Raw genomic sequence first — 20,868 nt, 5'->3', positions numbered from 1 at the left:
CGGCCTCATTCTCCTCAGCCGTCCGCCGGCGCTCAGTGCCAGCCCTCGCGGTAGGCCGCCCAGTCCCCTTCCTCCGCGGCGAAGTCGACGTACAGCGCGACACCGAACCGCTCGCGGTCGTGGTCCGTGCGCCCGAGGCCGAGCCTCGTGCCGCGGATCGCGGCGGCGACGGTCTCCGCGTTCTCGTGGTGGCCGAGGTCGTCCTCGTGGAAGAAGGGGAGTCCCATCAACAGATCGGTGGATTCGGGCGTCACTTCGAGGGCGAGGCTCGTCTGCTGGGCGACGTAGCCGCCGTAGAGGCCCTCCAGCGGCATCCACGTGTCGTACGACATGACGGCTATCTGGTCGACGCGCCGAGCGACCTGCCCGAAGAACTCCTGCGACCACCACTTCTCACTGCCGCTGACCGCACCGTTCACCGAGTGCGCGGCCGGCACCGGGTCGATCTGGTGGGCGGCGACCGACAGCGGCACCTTCCGGGCCCGGGTCAGCTCGCCGAGGTCGTCGAGGAGCGACAGGTAGTTCCCGTCGTCGGAGAGCAGCGGCTCCAGGTCGAAGTGGACCCCGTCGAAACCGGCGTCCAGGATCTGCCGGGCCGAGGTGACCACGGCGGCCCGGGACTCGGCCTTGTCCAGGCGCAGCCCGTCGGGACCCTCGGTGGCCAGGACGTCGCCGAGCCAGGCCTGCACCCGTATCCCGGGCATCGTGCGGTGCACCGCGTCGATCAGCCACTTCGCCCGGGGGTACTTGGTCGCGGGCAGGGTGCCGTCGTGCCGCAGCGGTCCGGCGTGGACGTACAGGTCGCGTATCCCCGTGCCCTTGATCTGCGCGGCGAAGGCCGCCAGGTCGGCGTCCTTCTTCCGCCCGTCGACCCAGGCGTGTCCGAGCCAGATGGCGTCCTTGCCCCGGGTCCGCGCGTCCTCCCTGACATCGCCCGTGAAGTTGAGGCGCAGCGCGACCGCTCCGGTGAGCAGCGGCAGGACGAGCACCATGACCAGCCCCAGGACAAACCAGCGCCCCCGCCGCCACATACCCCTCAGCCGTGCGTTCACCCGAGCCCCCCAAGAGCCGTCGTGCCACTGAAGCCACCGTAGAGGCGGCCACTGACAGTGACGTCGGGCGGCCTCGAACGGTTTCCGGATGGCATCGGTCCGGTCGCGAAGCCGCATACCCGGACATAACCTCCACTTTGTGACGCGAATAGCCACCCGAGCCCTTCTCGCGGTGCTGGTGGCGGCGTGGTGGCTCATCGTGCCCGCCGTTCACGGTGCCCACGCCGACGACCCCGTCGCCCTGTCCCGCGAGGGGCAGATCACCGACCGGGTGGGAGCCCTCGGCGACCGCCGCGCCTCCGTGGCCCAGGCCCTCGACCGGCTCTACGACGACCGGCGCGTGCAGCTCTTCGTCGTGTACGTACGGGACTTCTCCGGCCGCTCGGGGCAAAGCTGGGCCGACGCCACCGCGGAGCGCAACGGCCTCGGAGTCGAGGACCTGCTCCTCGCCGTCGCCACCCACGACCGGCAGTACGGCTACTCCGCCGACCCGGACTCGCGCTTCACCCAGGAGCAGTTGGACGACGTCGCCCGGACCGCGATCGAACCGGCGCTGCGGCAGAACGACTGGGCGGGCGCCGCCATCGGCGCGGCGAACGGCTACGACGCCGTCCTCGCCGGCCTGCCCGTCCCCACTCCGGCGATCACCCCCGGGCCCGCCGACCCCGGCGCCCCGGCCGACGACGGCACCTCGGCGACCGACCTGGTCCTGCCGGTGGTCCTGGTCGGCGGCGCGGGGGCCGTGGCGGCGTACGCGTACACCAAACGGCGGCGGCGGACCGAGACCCGCACGACCCCGCAGGGCGGTCAGGGCTGGGGCCCGCCGAAGGAGCCGGCGCCGCCGTCCCTGGACGAGCTCGACGGGGAGGCCCGTCGGACGCTGGTCGCCACCGACGACGCCGTCCGCACCAGCCAGGAGGAGCTCGGCTTCGCGTCCGCCCAGTTCGGCGAGGAGGCGGTGCGGCCCTTCACCGAGGCGGTCGCCTTCGCCAAGGAACAGCTGACGGCCGCCTTCCGGCTGCGGCAGAAGCTCGACGACTCCTTTCCCGAGGACGACTCGACCCGCCGGAGCATGCTCGACGAGATCCTCCGGCGCTGCGCCGAGGCGGACGCCCGTCTCGACGCCGAGAGCGAGGACTTCGACCGGCTGCGGGCCCTGGAGCGGACCGCTCCCGAGGCGCTGGCCTCGGTCGAGGCCGCCTTCCGCGAGCAGACCGGGCGCATGGGCATGGCCGAGGCGGCGCTCACCGCGATGCGCGAGCGGTACGCGGAGTCGGCCGCGGCACCCGTCGCGGGCGACATCGAGCAGGCGAAGGACCGGCTCGTCTTCGCGACGACCCACGTCAACCAGGCCCGCCAGCAGATCGACGCCGGGGACAACGGCGGGGCCGCCGTGCACATCCGGGCGGCCGAGGGCGCCGTGGACCAGGCGGCCCGGCTCGTCGAGGCCGTGGACCGGCGGGCACAGGAGCTGGCCGAGGCGGTGGGCAAGCTGCCGGGCGCGCTCTCCGAGACGGACGCGGACCTCGCGGACGCCCGCGGCCTGCTGAAGGGGACGGCCGAAGGGGTCTCCACCGCCGACCTCCAGGGCCGGATCGCCCGGGCCGAGTCGGTGGTCGCCGAGGTGCGGCGCGGGGTGGAGGCCGGGCGGTACGACCCGATCGACGCGCTGCGCCGGGTCGAGGAGGCCGACGCGGCGCTCGACGAGGCGCTGGAGGGCGCGCGGGAGCGCGAGTCGGGCACGCGGCGCGCCCGTGCGCTCCTCGATCAGGCGATGCTGACGGCCCGTTCGGCGATCGGCGCGGCCTCGGACTACCTCACCACCCATCGGGGCGCCGTGGGCAGCGAGGCCCGTACGCGCCTGGCCGAGGCCCAGCGCCGCTGGGAGAAGGCGCATGCGCTGGCCGAGGCCGAGGACCCGCAGACCGCCCTCGCGGAGGCCCAGCAGGCGGACGCGCTGGCCCGGCGTGCGCAGGAGCTCGCCGAGCAGGATGTCCGGACGTATGGGAACCCGAACGGCTTGGGCGGTGTAACAGGGGTGGGAGGAAGCGGTGGCGGCGGGCTCGGCGGTGCCGTGCTCGGCGGCATCATCCTCGGCGGACTGTTCGGCGGGGGAAGGGGAGGCGGACATGGGGGGTTCGGTGGAGGTTCGGGCGGGGGTTTCGGGGGCGGAGGTTTCGGCGGCGGGCCCGGCAGCTTCGGCGGCAGCGGCACGCGCGGCCGGCGGGGCGGCGGCGGCCGGTTCTGAGGAGCGCGCGTTCCGCGTCCCCTTTTCTTTCCTGTCCCTCTCCAAGGAGAAGAGCCATGAGCAAGCAGACCATCCTCGGCCGGGTCACCCAGCTGGCGAAGGCCAACATCAACGCGCTGCTGGACTCCGCGGAGGATCCGCAGAAGATGCTGGACCAGCTGATCCGCGACTACTCGAGCAACATCTCGGAGGCCGAGGAGGCGGTGGCCGCGACGATCGGCAACCTCCGGCTGATGGAGCAGGACCACCAGGAGGACGTGGGCGCGGCGAAGGAGTGGGGCGGCAAGGCCCTGGCCGCGAGCCGGAAGGCGGACGAGCTGCGGGCCGGCGGGCAGGCGGCGGAGGCGGACCGCTTCGACAACCTGGCGAAGGTGGCACTGGGCCGCCAGCTCCAGTCGGAGAAGGAGGCGCGGACGGCGGAGCCGACGATCGCCTCGCAGACCGAGGTGGTCGACAAGCTGCGGACCGGCCTCGACCAGATGAAGGCCAAGCTCGGCGAGCTCCGGGCGAAGCGCGACGAGCTGGTCGCGCGCGCCAAGTCGGCGCAGGCGCAGAACACGATGATGGACGCGGTGAAGGGCATCGACGTCCTCGACCCGACCAGCGAGCTGAGCCGCTTCGAGGACAAGGTGCGCCGGGAGGAGGCGAAGGCGATGGGCAAGCAGGAGCTCGCCGCCTCCTCGCTGGACGCCCAGTTCGAGCAGTTGGACGCGCTCGGCGACAGCGCGGAGATCGAGGCCCGGCTGGCCGCGCTCAAGTCCTGATCCGGTGCTTGCTCGGGCGGGCGGTGCGGTGCGCCGCCCGCCGTGGGTGGCATCGGTCAGAACATGCTGAGGAGCTGCTCCACCGTCGGTTCGGCCGTGCCCTCGCCGTCCGGCAGGGCCAGTTCGAACCAGACGGTCTTGCCGCGCGGGGTGCGCCGGGATCCCCAGGAGGAGCTGAGCAGCCCGACCAGCTGGAGACCGCGCCCGCCCTCGTCGGTGTCCCGGGCCCGTCGGCGCCGCGGCTGGACCAGGCCCGCGTCCCAGACCTCGCAGACGAGGGTGCGGTCGCGCAGCAGGCGCAGCCGGATCTCGCCCTCCCCGTAGCGCAGCGCGTTGGTGACGAGTTCGCTGACGAGGAGTTCGACGGTGTCGACGAGGGGTTCGAGGTCCCAGGCCTTCAGCTGGGCGCGGGCCAGTTCGCGGGCCCGGCCGACCGAGCGGGGCTCCCTGGGCAGCCGCCAGTCGCCCACGGCCTCGCTGGGCAGGCCCTGGATCCTGGCCATGAGGAGGGCGATGTCGTCCTCGCCGTGGCCGGTGTCGAGGCTGGTCAGGACCCGGTCGCAGACGTCTTCGAGCGGGCGGGCCGGGTCGGTGAGGGCGCGCCGGAAGGCGCTGAGCCCCTCGTCCAGGGGATGGTCGCGGGACTCGACGAGCCCGTCGGTGTAGAGGGCGAGGAGGGCGCCCTCGGGCAGTTCGACCTCGACCTCCTCGAAGGGTTCGCCGCCGACCCCGAGCGGCATCCCGGGGGGTACGTCGAGCAGCAGGGCCTCCTCGCCGGGTTCGACGAGCACGGGCGGGAGGTGGCCGGCGTTGGCGAAGGTGCAGCGCCGGGTGACCGGGTCGTACACCGCGTAGACGCAGGTGGCGAGGTAGACCTCGGAGAGTTCGGGGCCGCGGGACTTCTGCGTGCGGGACTGCTGGGTGCCGATGGGGGCGCCCAGGCCGCGGGCGATCTCGTCGAGGTGGGACAGGACCTCGGCGGGCTCCAGGTCGAGCTGGGCGAGGGTACGGACGGCGGTGCGCAGTTCGCCCATGGCGACGGCGGCGCGCAGGCCGCGGCCCATGACGTCGCCGATGACGAGGGCGGTGCGGTGGCCGGGGAGTTCGATGACGTCGAACCAGTCGCCGCCGACCTCGGTGGCGGTGGTGCCGGGGAGGTAGCGGCAGGCGATGTCGAGTCCCGCTGCCTCGGGGTCGCCGGGCGGGAGGAGGCTGCGCTGGAGGATGAGGGCCCGCTCGTGTTCGCGGCGGTAGAGGCGGGCGTTGTCGATGCAGACGGCGGCGCGGGCCGCGAGTTCGACGGCGAGGGCCCGGTCGCGCTCCCCGAAGGACTCGCTGCCCTTGGCCCGGGAGAACTGGACGAGACCGACGACGGTGTCGTGGGCGACCATCGGGACGATCAGCGTGGACTGGACGAGTTCGCCGTCGGCGCCCGGCACCGTCCGGATCCGGCCGGTCCGCAGCGCTCCGGCGCACGGCGAGTTGAACGGGTAGCGGTGGACGGCCCCGACCTCGATCGGTACGGGTCCGCAACAGCCGCTGTCAGGCCCGTGTCCCTCGTCGGTTCTGAGGGGGGTGTCGGCGACGGCGCTGGCGAAGGCGACCCTGCGGAGCTCGGCGCTGCCCGCCCCGTAGCCGACGTCGTGGGAGCTTCCCCACCGGCCCGGTGGTGCTTCGTCACCGGTCAGCAGGCCTTGGTAGAGGTCGACGGAGGCGAGGTCGCAGAAGCCGGGGACGGCGACGTCGAGGAGCTCGCGTGCGGTGGCCTCCAGGTCGAGGGAGTTGCCTATGCGGGCGCCGGCCTCGTTGAGGAGGGCGAGGTTGCGGCGGGCGCTCGCCGCCTCGCGGGCGGCGTTGTGGCGGCGGGTCACGTCGATGCCGAGACCGGCGACGCCGATCGGCCGGCCGGAGCCGCTGTGCACGCGGTAGAGGTTGATGGACCAGTGGCGGCGGTCGCGGGCGCCGGGGGCGGCGCCGACGATCTGGAGGTCGGTGACGGATTCGCCGGTGTCCAGGACCCGCTGGAGGGCGGTGGTCATCCGGTCGGCCTCGGAGCGGGCGAGGTAGTCGTGGACGGTCCGGCCGCGGTGGTCGTCGGCCGAGCCGCCGAAGACGGTGGCGAACCGCTGGTTGGCCCGCTTCACCGTGAGGTCGGTGCCGAAGAGGAGAAAGCCGAAGGGAGATTGACCGAAAATCGCCTGGGAGGCGGCGAGGTCCGTCTCGATGCGGCGGAGGGCGCGCACATCGACGACGATGCACAGCGCGGCCCGCTCCCCGGTCTCGGTCTCGCTCGGCATGACGTACATCTCCGCGATGCCGTGGGGTCGTTCCTCGCCGGGCATGCGGAAGGGGACGAGGCCCGTCCATTCCTTGCCGTCGAGGATCTCCTTGACCCGCCGGTGACCGCGCTCGCGCAGGTCGGCGGGCATGAAGGCCTCGACCGGGTCCTTGCCTCTGGCCTCTTCGGCGGTCACGCCGAAGAGGTCCACGGCCCGCCTGCTCCACTGCTCGACGAGGCCGTCGGGCCCGATCGAGAAGGACGCGACCCGGATGTAGTCATAGATGGAGCCGGGCGGGCTGCTCTGCCACACGAAGCCGCTCGCCGTCTCGGATATCTCGCTCACGCGACCGTCCCCTCCAGCTCACCGCACCGGACCGGCCATGCCCGCAGTATTCAATACGGCAGGCCCCGACGGCACGACGTTCACGATCACAGGGTGGTCTCGTTCGCTTCGGACCGAGTGCCGGTGATCGTTGTCCCACCCTGTTTACTCACCAGGGAGAGCCAGCTCGAACCATACGGTTTTGCCCGTCCTTCCCTTACGGGTCCCCCAGCGCCGTGCGGAACAGGCCACGAGACCGAGTCCGCGGCCCCCCTCGTCCTCCGGTCCCGCGGGCCTCTCCGTCGGGGGATCCGGAAGTGGATCCGAAACCTCCACGAGCAGCGCGGGATGCGGTGCGGGTTCGGCGCCGTCGAGGCGGGGGCGGACCAGGCGGACGCCGATCGGCCCGGAGGCGTACCGCAGGGAGTTGGTCACCAGCTCGCTGACCAGCAGGACGGTCACATCGCCGAGGGCCGCGTCGAGGTCCCAGGACCTCAGGGTTTCGCGCACCGCGTGGCGGGCGGTGCGCACGGCATTGGCCTCTGCCGGGAAGTACCACTCGGCACAGTCGCCGTCGGTGTCGATCACACCCGATCACTTCCCCAGCCGTGTGTCAGCAGGAAGGCCCGCGTCCCCTTCCAGGGGATCAATCAGCACATACCCGATATTTGGGGCGGGATATCGTGTCGGGCGCAGCCGTGGGCGCACGGTGGCACGAACGGCGTAGAGACTCAGTCGCGCGCTCCGTCGACGGGAGCGGTCGGGAGCCGCAGTGCGGCCTCGGCGACGGCCGGGCGGTCCTGGTCGAGCCAGTCGACCGAGTCCAGCTCGTGCCGGGAGAGCCAGCGCAGCTCGTCGTGGTCCTCCAGCGGTCGCGGTTCGCCGGAGAGCAGCCGGGCGGTCCACACCCGCAGGACGTATCCGGGCTTCAGCGGCCACTCGCCGGGAATGCGCTCACCGGGTTCGGCCTCGACGCCGAGCTCCTCGCGCAACTCCCTGACCAGGGCCTCTTCGGGACTCTCGCCCGGTTCGAGCTTGCCGCCGGGGAGTTCCCAGCGGCCGGCCAGCTCGGCAGGGGCGCTGCGGCGGGCGGCGAGCAGGCGCCCCCGGTCGTACACGGCCCCCGCGACGACGACCACGACACCGGGGTCGGTGCCGTGGTGGTGCTCGTGGGGCGCGGCGGGGTCGGTGGTGCGTTCCGTCATGGGCGCGAGCGTAGCCCGGGCCGGACGGCGCCCGCCCGGCTCAGAGAGCAGGGCTGGCGATGCGCTCGACCCAGTAGAGCTGCTTGTGGCCGCGGTCGTCGAGGCTGTCCGCGATCTTCTGGGCTTCGTCCTTGGTCGCGTACCGCCCCACGCGGTAGCGGTTGCCGTTGTCGTCCTGCCGTATGACAAGCCAGGGAAGAACGGCGCCGCTGTCGCTCATCAGGCTTCTCCCTCCGCCGGTCCGGGCATCTCCAACGATCTCCGGGAAACCGCAATCCGCATATGCCGGAGCTTACGCCTGACCTTCACACAGCGGATATGCGTTTTCACAAAGAGATACGGATCGGCCGGTAACCGACGGAGGGAGGCCGAAGCTACGCCCTGGCTGCGGCCGGGGGGACGGTCGGCATCGGCAGCAGGACGGGGGCGCCGGCGCCCTGGGGGTCCTTGCGGCAGACGTCGCCGCACTCGGCGTCGAGCGAGCAGCAGAGGGAGCAGACGGGGCCGGACCGCACCGGGCAGTCGGCGATGTCGGGCAGTTCGTACGCCGTCTCGCACTCGGCGCAGGTGTGGGTCGCGCGCTCGTCGGTCACCGTCGCGCCCGGTCCGTCCAGCACGCCGGGTCCGTTCACCGGGTTCGGGCGGGCCAGGTAGTAGCGGCCCTTGGTCGCCCAGGCGATCAGCGGGCAGAGGACGAGGGCGAGACCGGCCGCGATGAACGTGGAGAACGCCTCCGCGTAGGTACCGAAGAGACCGAAGAAGGCGAGGATCGAGACGACCGAGGCGATGACCATGGCACCGAAGCCGGCCGGGTTCACGGCGTACAGATAGGCGCGCTTGAACTCGATGTACGGGGGACTCCAGCCGGCCCGCTTGTTGATGACGAGGTCCGCGGCGACGGCGACGATCCAGGCGATGCCGACGTTGGAGTAGAAGCCGAGCAGCTTGTTGAGGGCCGCGAACATGTTCATTTCCATCAGCGTCAGCGCGATGGCGAGGTTGAGGAAGATGTACCAGACGCGGCCGGGGTGGCGGTGGGTGACGCGGGAGAAGAAGTTCGACCAGGACAGCGATCCGCTGTAGGCGTTGGTGACGTTGATCTTGATCTGGGAGACGATCACGAAGAGCGCGGCCGCGGGCAGCGCGAAGGAGCCGAGCCAGGGCTTGAGCGCCTCGATCTGCGGGGCGATCGGCTCCAGGGCGTGGGTCTTGCCGACGGCCTCCAGGGCGACGAAGGCGAGGAAGGCGCCGCCGAGCTGCTTGGCCGCGCCGATGATGACCCAGCCGGGTCCGGCGGCGAGCACGGCGAGGTTCCACCGGCGCTTGTTGGCCTCCGTCTTCGCGGGCATGAAGCGCAGATAGTCGGCCTGCTCGCCGATCTGCGCGATCAGGGAGAGCGCGACGCCCGTGCCGAGGCCGAAGCCGATCCACGAGAAGCCCGCGCCGGCACCCTCGGTACCGCCGAAGGAGCCGAAGGCGCCCCAGGCGTCGGGGGCCTCGAAGGCCAGGACGGCGAAGGGCAGCACCATGCCGATGATCCAGATCGGCTGGGTCCAGGCCTGCACCTTGGCCAGCGCGCCCATCCCGCGGAAGACGATCGGGATGACGATCAGCGTCGTGATCAGGTAGCCGATCTCGACCGGGAGGCCGACGGCCTGATGCATGGCCTGGGCCATGATCGAGCCTTCGAGCGCGAAGAAGATGAAGGTGAAGGAGGCGTAGATCAGGGAGGTCAGCGTGGAGCCGAAGTAGCCGAAACCGGCGCCCCGGGTGATGAGGTCCATGTCCAGGCCGTACTTCGCGCAGGCGCGGGCGATGGGGATGCCGGTGAGGAAGATGATCGCGGCGGCGGTGAGGATCGAGGCGAGGCCGCTGCCGAAGCCGTAGGTGAAGACGATCGAGGCGCCGATCGCGAAGTCGGCGAGGTAGGCGATGCCGCCGAGGGCCGTGCCGGCGACGGTGGCGGGCGACCAGCGCCGGAAGGAGTGCGGCGCGTAGCGCAGGGAGTAGTCCTCGCGGCTCTCGTCCGCGGCCAGTTTGGCGTAGCTGCGGCGGGGCCCCGGCGGCGGCGCGAGCTCCTCCCGCGCCTCCAGGGTCCGGGAGGGGCCCCCACCCGGCTCCGGGGTGGGTGTGGTGACTGTGTCCGTCATGAGGGTTCCTGTCGTCCGACCGGATCGCGGGTACGGAGCAGGAAGGTAGGAGCCGGGCGTGACGGCTTGTCGCGGTCCACGATTGCCGGGCGGTTACGGGGATTGACGGTCCGTTAACTCCCGGTCAAGCGGCCCGGACAGCCGGGTCCGCTCACCGGTCGGCCTGCCGGCCCACTCGCCGGTCGGCCCACCGCTCGGCCCGCCGCCCGGCCGGGCACCCCCAGGCCGGACGCCCCCTAGCGGACCGGGAGGTGGTAGGAGATGCGGTAGCGGTCGGCCGGGACCACGACGTCCGCCGTCTCGACGGCCCGCCCCGACGCGTAGTACGTCCGCTCGACGACCATGACCACATGGCCCGGCACCCCGCCCAGCGCGAGGAGCTCCTCGGCGAGGCCGGGGCGGGCGCCGACCTCTTCGACCACGTTGTCCACGACCACGTCGATGGCGGCCATCCGCTCGACGACGCCGCAGCCGCCGAGCGGGCCCTCCTCGGGCAGCATCACCGGCGTCCGGCCGGTGACCGCGAGCGGCTCCCAGGAGGTGGAGACCATCATGGGCTCGCCCCCGTCCCGGTATACGTACCGCGTGCGCATCACGCGCTCCCCCGGCTCGATGTCGAGCCGGGCGGCCACCTCGGCGCTCGCCGGCTCCTGCTCGCTGCGCGACTCCCAGGTCCCCCGCGCCCCTTCGGCCGCCTGCTCCTGCCGGAACGGGGTGGCGCCGGAGGCCGGGCGGTAGCCGGAGCGGGCGATCCGGCGCGGCACCGGGCGCTCCCGCACGTACGTCCCCGAGCCGGACCGGCCCTCGACGAGCCCCTCGGCCATGAGCACCTTGCGGGCCTCCAGCGCGACGGTGTCCGACACCCCGTACTCCTCGCGGATGCGCGCCTGCGACGGGAGACGGGTGTGCGGCGGAAGCGAGCCGTTGGCGATCTTCTCCCGCAGATCGCTCGCCACGCGCAAGTAGGCGGGCTGCTCACCGAATGTCACTGGACACTCCCCTCAGGTTGACTGTCAGCTACAGACTGACAACCGAGGGTCGCGATCCGCAAGCATGGGCCAAAGTTTCACTCGAAGTGATGACACGCCGGTCGCAGGCCTTGCTACCCACGGTCACCGCGAGTAGGTGACGTCGAGACGGTGCCGCACCCCTTGACCTCTATTGGTCCAGACCAATACCTTCCTGTGCACGCACGACTCACATGCCCGACACACATGCTCGACCCACACGCTCGACTCGCACTCCACTCGCACGCGCCATCCCGCCTCGCACAGGAACGAGCCCATGCGCCCCAGAGCCCTGACCAAGCTGACCTTCGGCGCCGCCGCCGCGGCCACCCTCGGCCTCCTCGCCACTCTGACCCCCACGGCCGACGCGCACCAGCCCTCCGCCCCCACCCACTCCCTGAAGCGCATCGGGTACTTCACCCAATGGGGCATCTACGGGCGGAACTTCCAGGTCAAGGACCTGGAGACCAGCGGCACGGCCGCGAAGCTCAGCCACATCAACTACGCCTTCGGGATTGTCGGTTCGAACGGCAAGTGCCTCATGGGCAATGTGCCCGGCTCCGACCCGTGGGCCGACTACGTGCGCCCCGTCGACGCGGCCGCCTCGGTGGACGGCGTCGCCGACACCGCCGAGCAGCCCCTCGCCGGAAACTTCAACCAGCTGCGCGAGCTGAAGGCGAAGAACCCGGGCCTCAAGGTCATGATCTCGCTGGGCGGTTGGAGCGGCTCCGCCCACTTCTCCGACGCCGTGCGCACGGACGCGGGCCGCAAGACGCTGGTCGCCTCCTGCATCGACACCTACATCAAGGGCAACCTGCCCGCCGACGGCGCCCGCGGCGGCGCCGGAGCCGCCGCCGGCCTCTTCGACGGCATCGACCTCGACTGGGAGTGGCCCGGCTCGGACGGCGCCCCCGGGAACGTGATCCGCCCCGAGGACAAGCCCAACTTCACCAAGCTCGTACGGGAGTTCCGCACGCAGCTCGACGCCTACGGCCGCTCGCTGCCCCAGCGCAAGCGCTACGACCTCAGCGCCTACGTCCCCACCGCCCCCGCCAAGATCGACGCGGGCTTCGAAGTCGCCAAGATCATGCGGGACTTCGACTTCGTGAACCTCCAGGGCTACGACTTCCACGTCTCCGGCGAGACGAAGACCGCCCAGCAGTCCGCGCTCTTCGCCAAGAACGACTTCAGCGTCGACGGGACCGTGAAGTCCTGGCTGCGGCGCGGCGCCCCCGCCCACAAGCTCGTCGTCGGCATGCCCTTCTACGGCCAGGGCTGGACCGGCGTCACCGGCGGCGGCGACGGCCTCGGAAAGCCCGCGACCGGGCCCGCCCCGGCCACCTGGGTCGCCGGCTCCGAGGACTACAAGCACCTCAAGACGCTCGCCGACTCCGGTGCGTACACGCTCCACCGCGGCTACAAGAACGGCCACGCCTGGCTCTTCGACGGCACCACGCTCTGGACCTACGACGACCCCACCGTGCTGCGCACCAAGGCGACCTACGTCCGGCAGCGGGGCCTCGGCGGCGCCATGGTCTGGTCCCTCGACGGCGACACCCCCGACGGTGAGCTGATCACCGCGATCGACCGGGGCCTGACCCGACGCTAGACGCGACGCCGGACGCGAAGCCGGACGCGAAGCCGGACGCGAAGCCGGACGCGAAGCCGGACGCGACGGCCGCGGGGCCGGGACTCTCGAAAGAGCCCCGGCCCCGCATCCGTACCCGCGTCCGTACCCGCGTCCGTCCCCCTCAGGCCGTGCGGCTCGGGCCCTCCTGCACCGGCGGCGTGTCCGTCAGGCCGAGCCCGGTCCGGGCCTTGGCGCCCAGGTCCTCGGGCAGGGTGTCCCAGGCCGTCTCGTACGCCTCCCAGTAGGCGTCCGCGTCGGCCGCCACGGCCAGCTTCCGCCACTCCCGCGCGGCCGCGTCGAGCTCCTTGCCGAGCGCCGCGACCGGGGCCGTGGAGGCGCCGGGCCAGTAGTGCTTCGCCAGATCGAGACGCGCCGTCTCGACCGCCTTCAGCATCTCCCCGGACCACGCCTTGTTGGCCTCGAAGTCCTCGTCCGGGTCGTCCTCCGGCTCCCGGAACCCGACCGTCTCGATCGGGTTGACGGCCTTCAGGAAGTACTCCTGGTCGGCGGTCAGGGTGCTCGCGTCGGACCGCACCGAACCGGTGAACTGACCCTCTTCGCTCGCGAACGCGCAGATCACGGTCCGGTCGCCGAGGCGCCAGCTCTCGCGGCTCGGCATGTAGTAGTACACCCACACGTCCACGGGGACGGCCCAGGTGTCCAGCGCGTAGGTGGAGTTGATCGCCTCGCAGCGCTTCTCCCCCACCGTCTCTATCTCGCTCCTCCCGGGCCACTTGTCGTAGCCGGTGAGCTTGAAGCTGCCGGAGACCTCGCCGTCGTGCGGCTTCGCGCAGTCGATGACCTCGATGTCCTCCGCGTACTCCTCCAGCTTGCCGTCGTCGCCGAAGCACTGCCCGATGCGCAGCGCGAACGGGGACTTGGTGCGCGACGCCTCGTCCACGCCCTCCTTGAAGCCGTCGATGGCCGAACCGATGCCGCCGGTCACGAGGCCGATGGTGAGCAGCAGGCTGCTGACGACGGAGAGGATGACGCCGGCGATCGCGAGTCCCTTGCCCGCCTGGTTCTTCTTCTTGATCTGCGGGAGGGCGATCAGGCCGAGGACCAGTCCGAGGGGCGGGAGGCAGCAGACGATGCCGGAGACGAGAGAGGCGACGGCGAACCCGTTGGTGGAGCGCTTGGGCTGCCCGTAGGGCCCGATGGCGGGAGCACCGGGGGCGCCGGGGACGCCCGGCGGGCCGTAGGGACCGGCCGCGTACGGCCCTCCTGGCGAGGTGTACGGGCCGGGGGCGGGCCAGCCCTGCTGCTGCGGGGCCCCATGGGGCGACGGGGGCTGCTGGGGCGGCTGGGTCGGCTCCACGGCTGACGTGCTCCTGTTGAGACGGCTTGGGGCGGCTTGGGCGACTGACGGCGACTGACGCGGCTGAAGCGGCTGACGCGTGCAGACGCCGAACGAGCGCGCATCGTACGTGGTCGGCCGCCCCACCCCCCGACCCGGGGTACGCCGAAGGGGCGGCCGCCCTCAGGCGACCGCCCCTCACCGTTGCTTCGGCTCAGCCGAGCGACAGGGGGCTGGGCTCAGAACTGCAGCGCCCAGCTGTCGATCTTGCCGACGTCGGCGTTCGCGTTGTCCGTGACCCGCAGCTTCCACGTGCCGTTGGCGACCTCCGAGGAGGCGTTCACGGAGTACGTGGTGTTGATGTTGTCCGAGCTGCCACCCGTACCGAAGGCCTTCAGCGTGTACGCCGAGCCGTCGGGGGCGATCAGCTGGACCTGGAGGTCACCGATGTAGGTGTGGACGATGTTCACCGGCACCTGGAGGGCGGAGGGGGCGTTGCCCGAGACCCCGCTGACGGTGACCGGGGACTCCACCGTCGCGTTGTCGGCGATGGCGAAGTCCGCGGTGTTCTCGAACTTCGGGCCGGGCGGGGTGGTGGTGCCGCCGCCGACGAAGAGCAGCCGGTTCGGGGAGCCGGTGCCGGGGTTGGTGACGACGTTCGGGGTGGCGGCGGTGGTCAGGGCGGTGGAGACCTGGGCCGGGGTGGCCGTCGGGTTGCCCGCGAGGTAGACGGCCGCGGCGCCCGCGACGTGCGGGGTCGCCATCGACGTACCGGAGATGGTGTTGGTGGCGGTGTCGCTGCTGTTCCAGGACGAGGTGATGGAGGAGCCCGGGGCGAAGATGTCCAGGACCGTGCCGTAGTTGGAGAAGCTGGAGCGGGCGTCGGTGTTGGTCGTGGAGCCGACCGTGATCGCCTCGGAGACGCGCGCCGGCGAGTAGTTGGAGGCGTTGGAGCTGTCGTTGCCCGCCGCGACCGCGTACGTGACGCCGGAGGCGATCGAGTTGCGGACGGCCGCGTCGAGGACGGTGTCGACGCCGCCGCCGAGGCTCATGTTGGCGACGGCCGGCTTCACGGCGTTCTGCGTGACCCAGTCGATGCCCGCGACGACCTGCTCGGTCGTGCCGGAGCCGGAGTTGTCGAGGACGCGGACACCGACGATCTTGGCCTTCTTGGCGACGCCGTACGACGTGCCCGCGACCGTACCGGCGACGTGGGTGCCGTGGCCGTGGCCGTCCTGGGCGGTGTTGTCGTTGTCGATGGCGTCGTAGCCGTTGAAGGCGCGGCCGCCGAAGTCGCTGTGGCTGATGCGCACACCGGTGTCGATGATGTACGCGGTCACGCCCTGGCCCGCGGTGTCCGGGTAGGTGTAACTCTGGTTCAGCGGGAGGGCCTTCTGGTCGATCCGGTCGAGGCCCCAGGACGGCGGGGAGGGCTGCGTACCGTCGATCGTGAAGACGCGGTTCTGCACGACGGACTTCACGGCGGGGTCGCCCGCGAGCTTCTTCGCCTGCGCCTCGGAGAGCTCGACGGAGTAGCCGTTGATCGCCGAGGTGTACGTCCGCTTGATCTTCGCGCCGAACTTGGCGGCGACCGCCCGGCCCTTGGCGGTCTCCGCCTGCGCGGACTCGTCGAGGGTGACGATGTAGCTGCCCGCGATGGTGCCTTCGGCTCCGGCGTTCTCGATGACGCCTTCCGCGGCGGCCGGTGCGGCGGCGGCCGGGAAGGTGGAGGCGGAGCCGAGGGCGAGGGCTGCGACGGCGATGGCCGCGGCCGTGGCTATTCGGCGACGTGAATCACGCATCACTGACATGTGAGGGGTCCTCCTCATTGGTGGTGCGTTGCTGTGGGGGAAGGCATGGGCATGACAAGACGACGCGAGATGTCCGCGCCGTTTCCCATGTCCGGCTGCCGAGCGAAAGATTGGCGGATCCATAGGAATCACACAAGGGTCACGCAGGAGCCGACACGCGCGTGTCACACGGCTGACATGCTGGGCCCCATGACCGCCTACGTGTGCCCCGATTGCCAGGTTCACTCCCCCACGGACGCGCTCACCTGGTGTTGTCCGAAGTGCCGGGGCCCCTGGGATCTGGAGTTCACACCGGCGCCGTCATCCCTCCCGTCGCTCCCGTCCCTCGCGTCACGTGTGAATTCCTTGTGGCGGTACGCGGAGGCACTGCCGCCGATGCCGTACGGGACCGAGGTGACCCTCGGGGAGGGCCGCACGCCCCTCGTCCCGCTCACCGACGCCGTCTCGGCCAAGCTCGACTTCCTCATGCCGACGCTGTCCTTCAAGGACCGGGGCGCGGTGATGCTCGCCGCGCACGCCCTGCGCCTGGCACGCGCCGGGGTCCTCGACCGGGTCGTGGCCGACAGCAGCGGCAACGCGGGCACGGCCATCGCCGCGTACGGCGCCCGGGCCGGGCTCGACAGCCTCGTGTACGTACCCGAGGGCACGTCCCCGAAGAAGCTGGAGCAGATCCGGGCGCACGGAGCCCGCGTCGTCGAGGTGCCCGGCGACCGCGAGGCCACCGCCCGGGCGGCCCGGGAGGCCGCCGACGCGCCCGGCACGTTCTACGCCTCGCACGTCTACAACCCGTACTTCCTGCACGGCACCAAGACCTACGTGTACGAGCTCTGGGAGGAGCTCGGCGGCCGGCTCCCCGACACGATCGTCGTCCCCGTCGGCAACGGCACGCTGCTCCTCGGCGCCGCCCTCGCCCTCGACGAACTGCACCGGCAGGGCCTCACGGACAACCGGCCCGCCCTCGTCGCGGTCCAGGCCGAGGCCGTCTCCCCGCTGGCGGCCGCCTTCCACGCGGGCGCGGACGACATCGACGGCCCGGCCCCCTCGCGCCCCACCCTCGCCGAGGGCATCGCGATCCCGGCGCCGCCCCGCGCCCGCCGGATCCTCCGGGCGGTACGCGAGACGGGCGGCACGTTCCTGACGGTGACCGAGGACCAGATCCGCACCGCCCAGCGGGACCTGGCCGCCCGCGGCCTCTTCGTCGAGGCGACGGGCGTGGCCTGCTGGGCGGCGGTCGGCGCCAACCCGCCGCGCCCCGGCCTCACGGTCGTCCCGCTGTGCGGGGCGGGCGCGAAGACGGGGCTGGCGCGCTAGGGCGGGTCGGAGCCGGGCGGGCCCCGGGGCGTGTCCCGCGGCCGGACGGCCCCGGGGGGCGTGTCCCGCCCTCGTGCCGATCAGAACTCGTCGGCGCCGGTGCGCAGTTCGTACGTCCAGTAGCCCGTCTTGGCGGCGGCCTCGTCGACGGCGATGCCGCCGGCGGGGGCGTTGACGACGATGCTGCCCTCGGCCGGGCCGTCGGCGGCGAAGAGGTTCACGTTGAAGCTCTTCACGACCTTGTTCTCCTCGTCGACGCCGCCGAGCGCGACGCGCACGTTGGCGTACGCCGGGCTGCCGGGCTTCAGGACGACCGGGGCGGCCGGCTTGCTCTTCGCGACGGCCGGGACGTCCTTGGCCGTCTGGATGTCGCCGAAGGCGATGAGCGGGTACTGGAGGAGGGTGCAGGAGCTGCCGGAGACGTTGGTGGCGGTGAGGACGATGTGCTCGGTGGGAACCTCGTCCGCCTTCGCCGCGGTGATCTTGACGTCGCCGTGGGCACAGGCACGGGCCGTGGCGGCGGTCTTGCCGCCGGTGGAGCCGGTGGAGCCGCCGGCCTTGCTCGTGGAGCCGCCCGCGGTGGCGCCCTTCACCGAGGCCTGGTCGGCCGTGCCGGCGGTGTCGCCCGAGCCGGTGGAGCCGGTGGAGCCGGTGGAGCCGGTGGAGCCCGAGCCCGTGGAGCCGGTGCCACCGGAGGCGGTGTCCGCCGTGCCCTTGTCCGTGGTGCCGGCGGCGGACTGCTGCGAGCTGCTCGCGCTCCCCGCGTCCTTGGCGCCGGTGTCGGTGTCGCCGCCGCAGGCGGTCAGACCGAGCGAGAGGGCGGTGATCGCGGCCGCGGCCAGGACCGTGCTCTTGTGCTGAATACGCATGATGTTTCTCCCCCGTGAAGCTGTAGGTCGACGCGGTACGCAGTTCCGTACTGCGTGCTGTATCCAGCTTCCGGTCCCCCGCTGCCGTCCGGCTTGCGTACCGCTAACGATCCGCTGACAGCCGCGAAAGCCGCTCCGCAGCCCGCGCCGATCCCTCGGTGAAACCGGCCGCGTCGGCCGCCACGATCGCCCGTTTCAGCTGGTCAGCTGCCTCCTCAAGGCGGCCTATGCCGGCCAGCGCCTCGCCCCGGACGATCTGGAGCTGCGCCCGGACGACCACGGCGTCGGGTGCGACCAGTTCCCCCGCGCGAACGGTGTGTGCGAGCGCCTCGTCGTACTGCTCCGCCTTCAGGCAGTGCGTCGCCAGGTGCTGGAGGGTCAGCACCTGGGTGGACGGATGGCCGGTGCGGTCGGCGAGCGAGACCGCGTGGACCATGAGCAGCCCGGCCCGCTCGGGCTCGCCCGTCGAGTCCAGGACGGCGGCGTAGTTGACGTACGCGATCGCCTCGCTGACGGCGTCCCCGGCCCGGGCGGCGAGGATCGGCGCCTTCTCCAGGTGGACGAGCGCCTCGGCGTCCCGCCCCTCCTCGTGCAGGACCCAGCCGAGGAGCGCCCGCGTCCGCGACTGCGCGTCGAAGTTGCCCTCGAGCTCGGCGGAGGCGAGCCCGGCCTCCAGGAGCGGCGTCCAGCCGTCGCCGATCCGCATGAGCATCAGCGGCCACTGCACGAGGGCGAGCCGCCAGGCCCGGTCGTGGAGGCCGAGCGCCGCGGCGGCGGCCACCGCGCCCTCCAGGGCGGGGCGTTCGGCCGCGTACCAGTCGAGCGCGGCCGTACGGTCCTCGAACTCCCGCGTGGCGGCGGGCCGTCGCGCGTCGGCGGGCAGCGAGTAGCAGGGCTGGGAACCCGGTTCGGCGGCGGCGTCGGCCGCGAGCCCCGTATAGAGGTAGTGGTCCAGGAGGCGGGGCAGGCCCTCGGGGTCGGCCTCCGGGGCGAGGAGACGCGCGTAGAGCCGCACCAGGTCGTGCGGGCTCCAGCGGCCCGGGACGGCTTCCGCGAGGAGGTGGGCGGCGGCGAGCCGGTCCAGGTCGACGGAGGCCTGCGCGGGCGAGGTGCCGGCGAGCGCGCCCGCCGCGAAGCGGTCCAGATCGGATCCGGTGTGCAGGCCGAGCGCGCGGAACATCCGGGCGGCGGACTCGGGCAGCTGCTGCACGGTGAGGCGGAGTGCCGCGGAGACGCCGACGTCCTCCACGTCCAGCAGTGTCAACCGGATCTGCTCGTCGGCGAGCTCGCCGACCATCGCACCGAGGGTCCACTGCGGCCGCTCGGCGAGGCGGGCCGCCGTGACGCGCAGCGCGAGCGGCAGCCCGTCGCAGAGCCCGGCGAGCCGCTCGGCGGCGGCGGGCTCGGCGGCGACCCGCGCCTCGCCGAGCACGGTGGCGAGCAGGGCGGCGGAGTCGGCGGGCGGCAGGTGCCCGAGCGGCACCGGCCGGGCGGCGTCGGAGGCGATGAGGCCGCTGAGCCGGTCGCGGCTGGTGACGACCGTCACGCACAGGTCGCCGCCGGGCAGCAGCGGCCTGACCTGCTCGGAGGAGCGGGCGTTGTCGAGGACGACGAGCAGCCGGCGGCCCGCCGTGAGGGAGCGGAAGAGCGCACCCCGCGCGTCGGCGGCCTCCGGGATCCGCAGCGCCGGGACGCCGAGGGCGAGCAGGAACTCGCGGAGGACGGCGGCGGTGTCGGGCGCCGGGGTGTCGCTGAAGCCGCGCAGATCGGCGAAAAGTCGCCCGTCGGGGAAGCCCGCCCGACGCTCGTACGCCCAGTGGACGGCGAAGGCCGACTTGCCGACGCCGGCGGGTCCGGTGACGAGACAGAGGGGGGCGACCACGCCGGCGATGGCCCGGTCGAGGGCGGCCAGCTCGGCGCCCCGGCCGGTGAAGCCGCGCGGCGCGCGCGGCAGCTGCTCCGGCGCCGCCACCGCGACGGACGCCTCGACCGGGAGGGCCGGGCGGGGCACGCGGGCGACGGGCTCGGCGGCGCGGAGGAGCGTCGTGTACGCCTCGCTGAGCGCCTCGCCGGGGTCCACCCCGAGCTCCTCCGCGAGGAGCCGCCGGGTGCGGTGGTACCAGTCGATGGCGTCCGACTGGCGCCCCGCGCGGCCGAGCGCCAGCATCAGCGCGGCGGCCAGGGACTCGCGCAGGGGGTGGGCGACGGCCTCGGTACGGAGCACGGCGGCGGCCCGGCCGTGCTCGCCGAGCGCCCCGTACGCCTCGGCCAGCGCCTCCACGGAAGCCAGCCGCAGCTCCTCGAGCCCCCCGGCGGCGGCCTCCAGCGGCCGGCTGTGGACCGTCCCCGTGAGCGCCGGCCCCTGCCAGTACGAGAGCGCCTCGCGCAGCATCCGTACGGCGTCACCGGGCTGGCGCTGCACCCCGGCGAGCGCGACGAGCTCCTCGAAGCGGTGGGCGTCGACCAGCGACTCCGGCATGCGCAGCACGTACGCCGAACCCTGCGTGGCGAGCTCGACCCCGTACGCCTCGGCCCCGTGCTCGGCGAGCAGCGCCCGCAGCCGCGAGACGTGCCCCTGGAGGACGGTCTTGGCGTGCGTGGGCGGCTCGTCCTCCCACAGCGCGTCGATCAACTGCCCCACGTTCACTGCACCGTTGGGCCGCAACAGAAGCATGGCGAGCAGACTGGACCGCTTGGCGGGCCCCAGGGCTACATCGCCGTCCTCCGTCACCAGCGCAACGGATCCGAGCAGCCGGAACTCCACCTGATACCTCCGCGATCCCTTGTCCCCCGGCCCCCGATCCCCAGCAGTCGAGGATACGTGGGCCGAAGGGGTCGCCCGTGACGTGGAGATCCCCGATCCCGCCCTCGTCGTCCGAATCTGCACATGGTGGTGAGCTGTGCGCTGTGCACCATCACCT

General features: G+C 72.5%; 15 protein-coding genes. 4 read left to right on the top strand and 11 right to left on the bottom strand.

All coding sequences use genetic code 11. From position 1 onward, the window contains the following. Positions 1–32 precede the first annotated feature (32 nt). On the bottom strand, positions 33–1,031 hold the full coding sequence (locus ASC82_RS08090) for a hypothetical protein (RefSeq protein ID WP_056643706.1): 999 nt from the start codon (positions 1,029–1,031) through the stop codon (positions 33–35). A gap of 160 nt (positions 1,032–1,191) precedes the next feature. Here ASC82_RS08090 and ASC82_RS08085 point away from each other — a divergent pair, with 160 nt between their 5' ends. Both ASC82_RS08085 and ASC82_RS08080 read left to right on the top strand, forming a co-directional pair. Then, positions 1,192–3,300, top strand: coding sequence for a TPM domain-containing protein (locus ASC82_RS08085; protein WP_056643704.1), 2,109 nt, complete (start codon positions 1,192–1,194; stop codon positions 3,298–3,300). A gap of 56 nt (positions 3,301–3,356) precedes the next feature. Then, positions 3,357–4,064: a PspA/IM30 family protein gene (locus tag ASC82_RS08080; protein WP_056643702.1), complete on the top strand. Its 708-nt coding sequence runs from the start codon at positions 3,357–3,359 to the stop codon at positions 4,062–4,064. Positions 4,065–4,120: 56 nt separating this feature from the next. On the opposite strand, the gene ASC82_RS08075 is transcribed toward ASC82_RS08080, so the two are convergent. The 6 genes from ASC82_RS08075 to ASC82_RS08050 all read right to left on the bottom strand — a co-directional run bounded on the left by ASC82_RS08075 (position 4,121) and on the right by ASC82_RS08050 (position 11,011). After that, the gene (locus ASC82_RS08075; protein WP_056643699.1) at positions 4,121–6,688 is read right to left on the bottom strand and encodes a SpoIIE family protein phosphatase; all 2,568 of its coding nucleotides are present in this window, start codon (positions 6,686–6,688) and stop codon (positions 4,121–4,123) included. A gap of 144 nt (positions 6,689–6,832) precedes the next feature. Beyond that, the gene (locus tag ASC82_RS08070; protein ID WP_056643696.1) at positions 6,833–7,255 is read right to left on the bottom strand and encodes an ATP-binding protein; all 423 of its coding nucleotides are present in this window, start codon (positions 7,253–7,255) and stop codon (positions 6,833–6,835) included. A 143-nt stretch (positions 7,256–7,398) separates the two neighbouring features. After that, positions 7,399–7,872, bottom strand: a complete 474-nt coding sequence (locus ASC82_RS08065; RefSeq protein ID WP_242427610.1) for a (deoxy)nucleoside triphosphate pyrophosphohydrolase — start codon at positions 7,870–7,872, stop codon at positions 7,399–7,401. A gap of 40 nt (positions 7,873–7,912) precedes the next feature. Further along, positions 7,913–8,092, bottom strand: coding sequence for an SPOR domain-containing protein (locus tag ASC82_RS08060; RefSeq protein ID WP_024760848.1), 180 nt, complete (start codon positions 8,090–8,092; stop codon positions 7,913–7,915). Between the two features lie 154 nt (positions 8,093–8,246). Then, the gene (locus ASC82_RS08055; RefSeq protein ID WP_242427609.1) at positions 8,247–10,022 is read right to left on the bottom strand and encodes a hypothetical protein; all 1,776 of its coding nucleotides are present in this window, start codon (positions 10,020–10,022) and stop codon (positions 8,247–8,249) included. 236 nt (positions 10,023–10,258) lie between these two features. After that, positions 10,259–11,011, bottom strand: a complete 753-nt coding sequence (locus tag ASC82_RS08050; RefSeq protein WP_024760850.1) for a GntR family transcriptional regulator — start codon at positions 11,009–11,011, stop codon at positions 10,259–10,261. A gap of 295 nt (positions 11,012–11,306) precedes the next feature. On the opposite strand from ASC82_RS08050, the gene ASC82_RS08045 reads away from it, so the two are divergent. Next, a complete protein-coding gene (locus ASC82_RS08045; RefSeq protein WP_056643694.1) occupies positions 11,307–12,638 on the top strand; it encodes a glycoside hydrolase family 18 protein in 1,332 nt (443 codons plus the stop codon). 142 nt (positions 12,639–12,780) lie between these two features. Here ASC82_RS08045 and ASC82_RS08040 read toward each other — a convergent pair whose 3' ends face one another. Together ASC82_RS08040 and ASC82_RS08035 are read right to left on the bottom strand one after the other, a co-directional pair. Further along, positions 12,781–13,977, bottom strand: coding sequence for a DUF4190 domain-containing protein (locus tag ASC82_RS08040; protein WP_056643692.1), 1,197 nt, complete (start codon positions 13,975–13,977; stop codon positions 12,781–12,783). A 218-nt stretch (positions 13,978–14,195) separates the two neighbouring features. After that, complete coding sequence (locus ASC82_RS08035) at positions 14,196–15,767, bottom strand: S8 family peptidase (RefSeq protein ID WP_056643690.1); 1,572 nt, start codon at positions 15,765–15,767, stop codon at positions 14,196–14,198. Between the two features lie 177 nt (positions 15,768–15,944). On the opposite strand from ASC82_RS08035, the gene ASC82_RS08030 reads away from it, so the two are divergent. Beyond that, positions 15,945–17,078: a threonine synthase gene (locus ASC82_RS08030; RefSeq protein WP_079039148.1), complete on the top strand. Its 1,134-nt coding sequence runs from the start codon at positions 15,945–15,947 to the stop codon at positions 17,076–17,078. A gap of 80 nt (positions 17,079–17,158) precedes the next feature. Here ASC82_RS08030 and ASC82_RS08025 read toward each other — a convergent pair whose 3' ends face one another. Then, positions 17,159–17,947: a DUF4232 domain-containing protein gene (locus tag ASC82_RS08025; RefSeq protein ID WP_056643687.1), complete on the bottom strand. Its 789-nt coding sequence runs from the start codon at positions 17,945–17,947 to the stop codon at positions 17,159–17,161. A 103-nt stretch (positions 17,948–18,050) separates the two neighbouring features. After that, positions 18,051–20,711, bottom strand: coding sequence for a transcriptional regulator (locus ASC82_RS08020; protein ID WP_056643685.1), 2,661 nt, complete (start codon positions 20,709–20,711; stop codon positions 18,051–18,053). Positions 20,712–20,868 lie beyond the last annotated feature (157 nt).

The organism is Streptomyces sp. Root431, assembly GCF_001426585.1.
Taxonomy (GTDB): Bacteria; Actinomycetota; Actinomycetes; order Streptomycetales; family Streptomycetaceae; genus Streptomyces; species Streptomyces stackebrandtii.
The sequence above is the reverse complement of the archived record's forward strand: the minus strand, read 5'-3'. Positions and strand labels throughout refer to the sequence as shown.

Coding starts and splice junctions, on each gene's coding strand:
- ASC82_RS08090 (WP_056643706.1), bottom strand. CDS start 1,031: ATGTGGCGGCGGGGGCGCTGGTTTGTCCTGGGGCTGGTCATGGTGCTC.
- ASC82_RS08080 (WP_056643702.1), top strand. CDS start 3,357: ATGAGCAAGCAGACCATCCTCGGCCGGGTCACCCAGCTGGCGAAGGCC.
- ASC82_RS08065 (WP_242427610.1), bottom strand. CDS start 7,872: ATGACGGAACGCACCACCGACCCCGCCGCGCCCCACGAGCACCACCAC.
- ASC82_RS08060 (WP_024760848.1), bottom strand. CDS start 8,092: ATGAGCGACAGCGGCGCCGTTCTTCCCTGGCTTGTCATACGGCAGGAC.
- ASC82_RS08055 (WP_242427609.1), bottom strand. CDS start 10,022: ATGACGGACACAGTCACCACACCCACCCCGGAGCCGGGTGGGGGCCCC.
- ASC82_RS08045 (WP_056643694.1), top strand. CDS start 11,307: ATGCGCCCCAGAGCCCTGACCAAGCTGACCTTCGGCGCCGCCGCCGCG.
- ASC82_RS08035 (WP_056643690.1), bottom strand. CDS start 15,767: ATGTCAGTGATGCGTGATTCACGTCGCCGAATAGCCACGGCCGCGGCC.
- ASC82_RS08030 (WP_079039148.1), top strand. CDS start 15,945: ATGCTGGGCCCCATGACCGCCTACGTGTGCCCCGATTGCCAGGTTCAC.
- ASC82_RS08025 (WP_056643687.1), bottom strand. CDS start 17,947: ATGCGTATTCAGCACAAGAGCACGGTCCTGGCCGCGGCCGCGATCACC.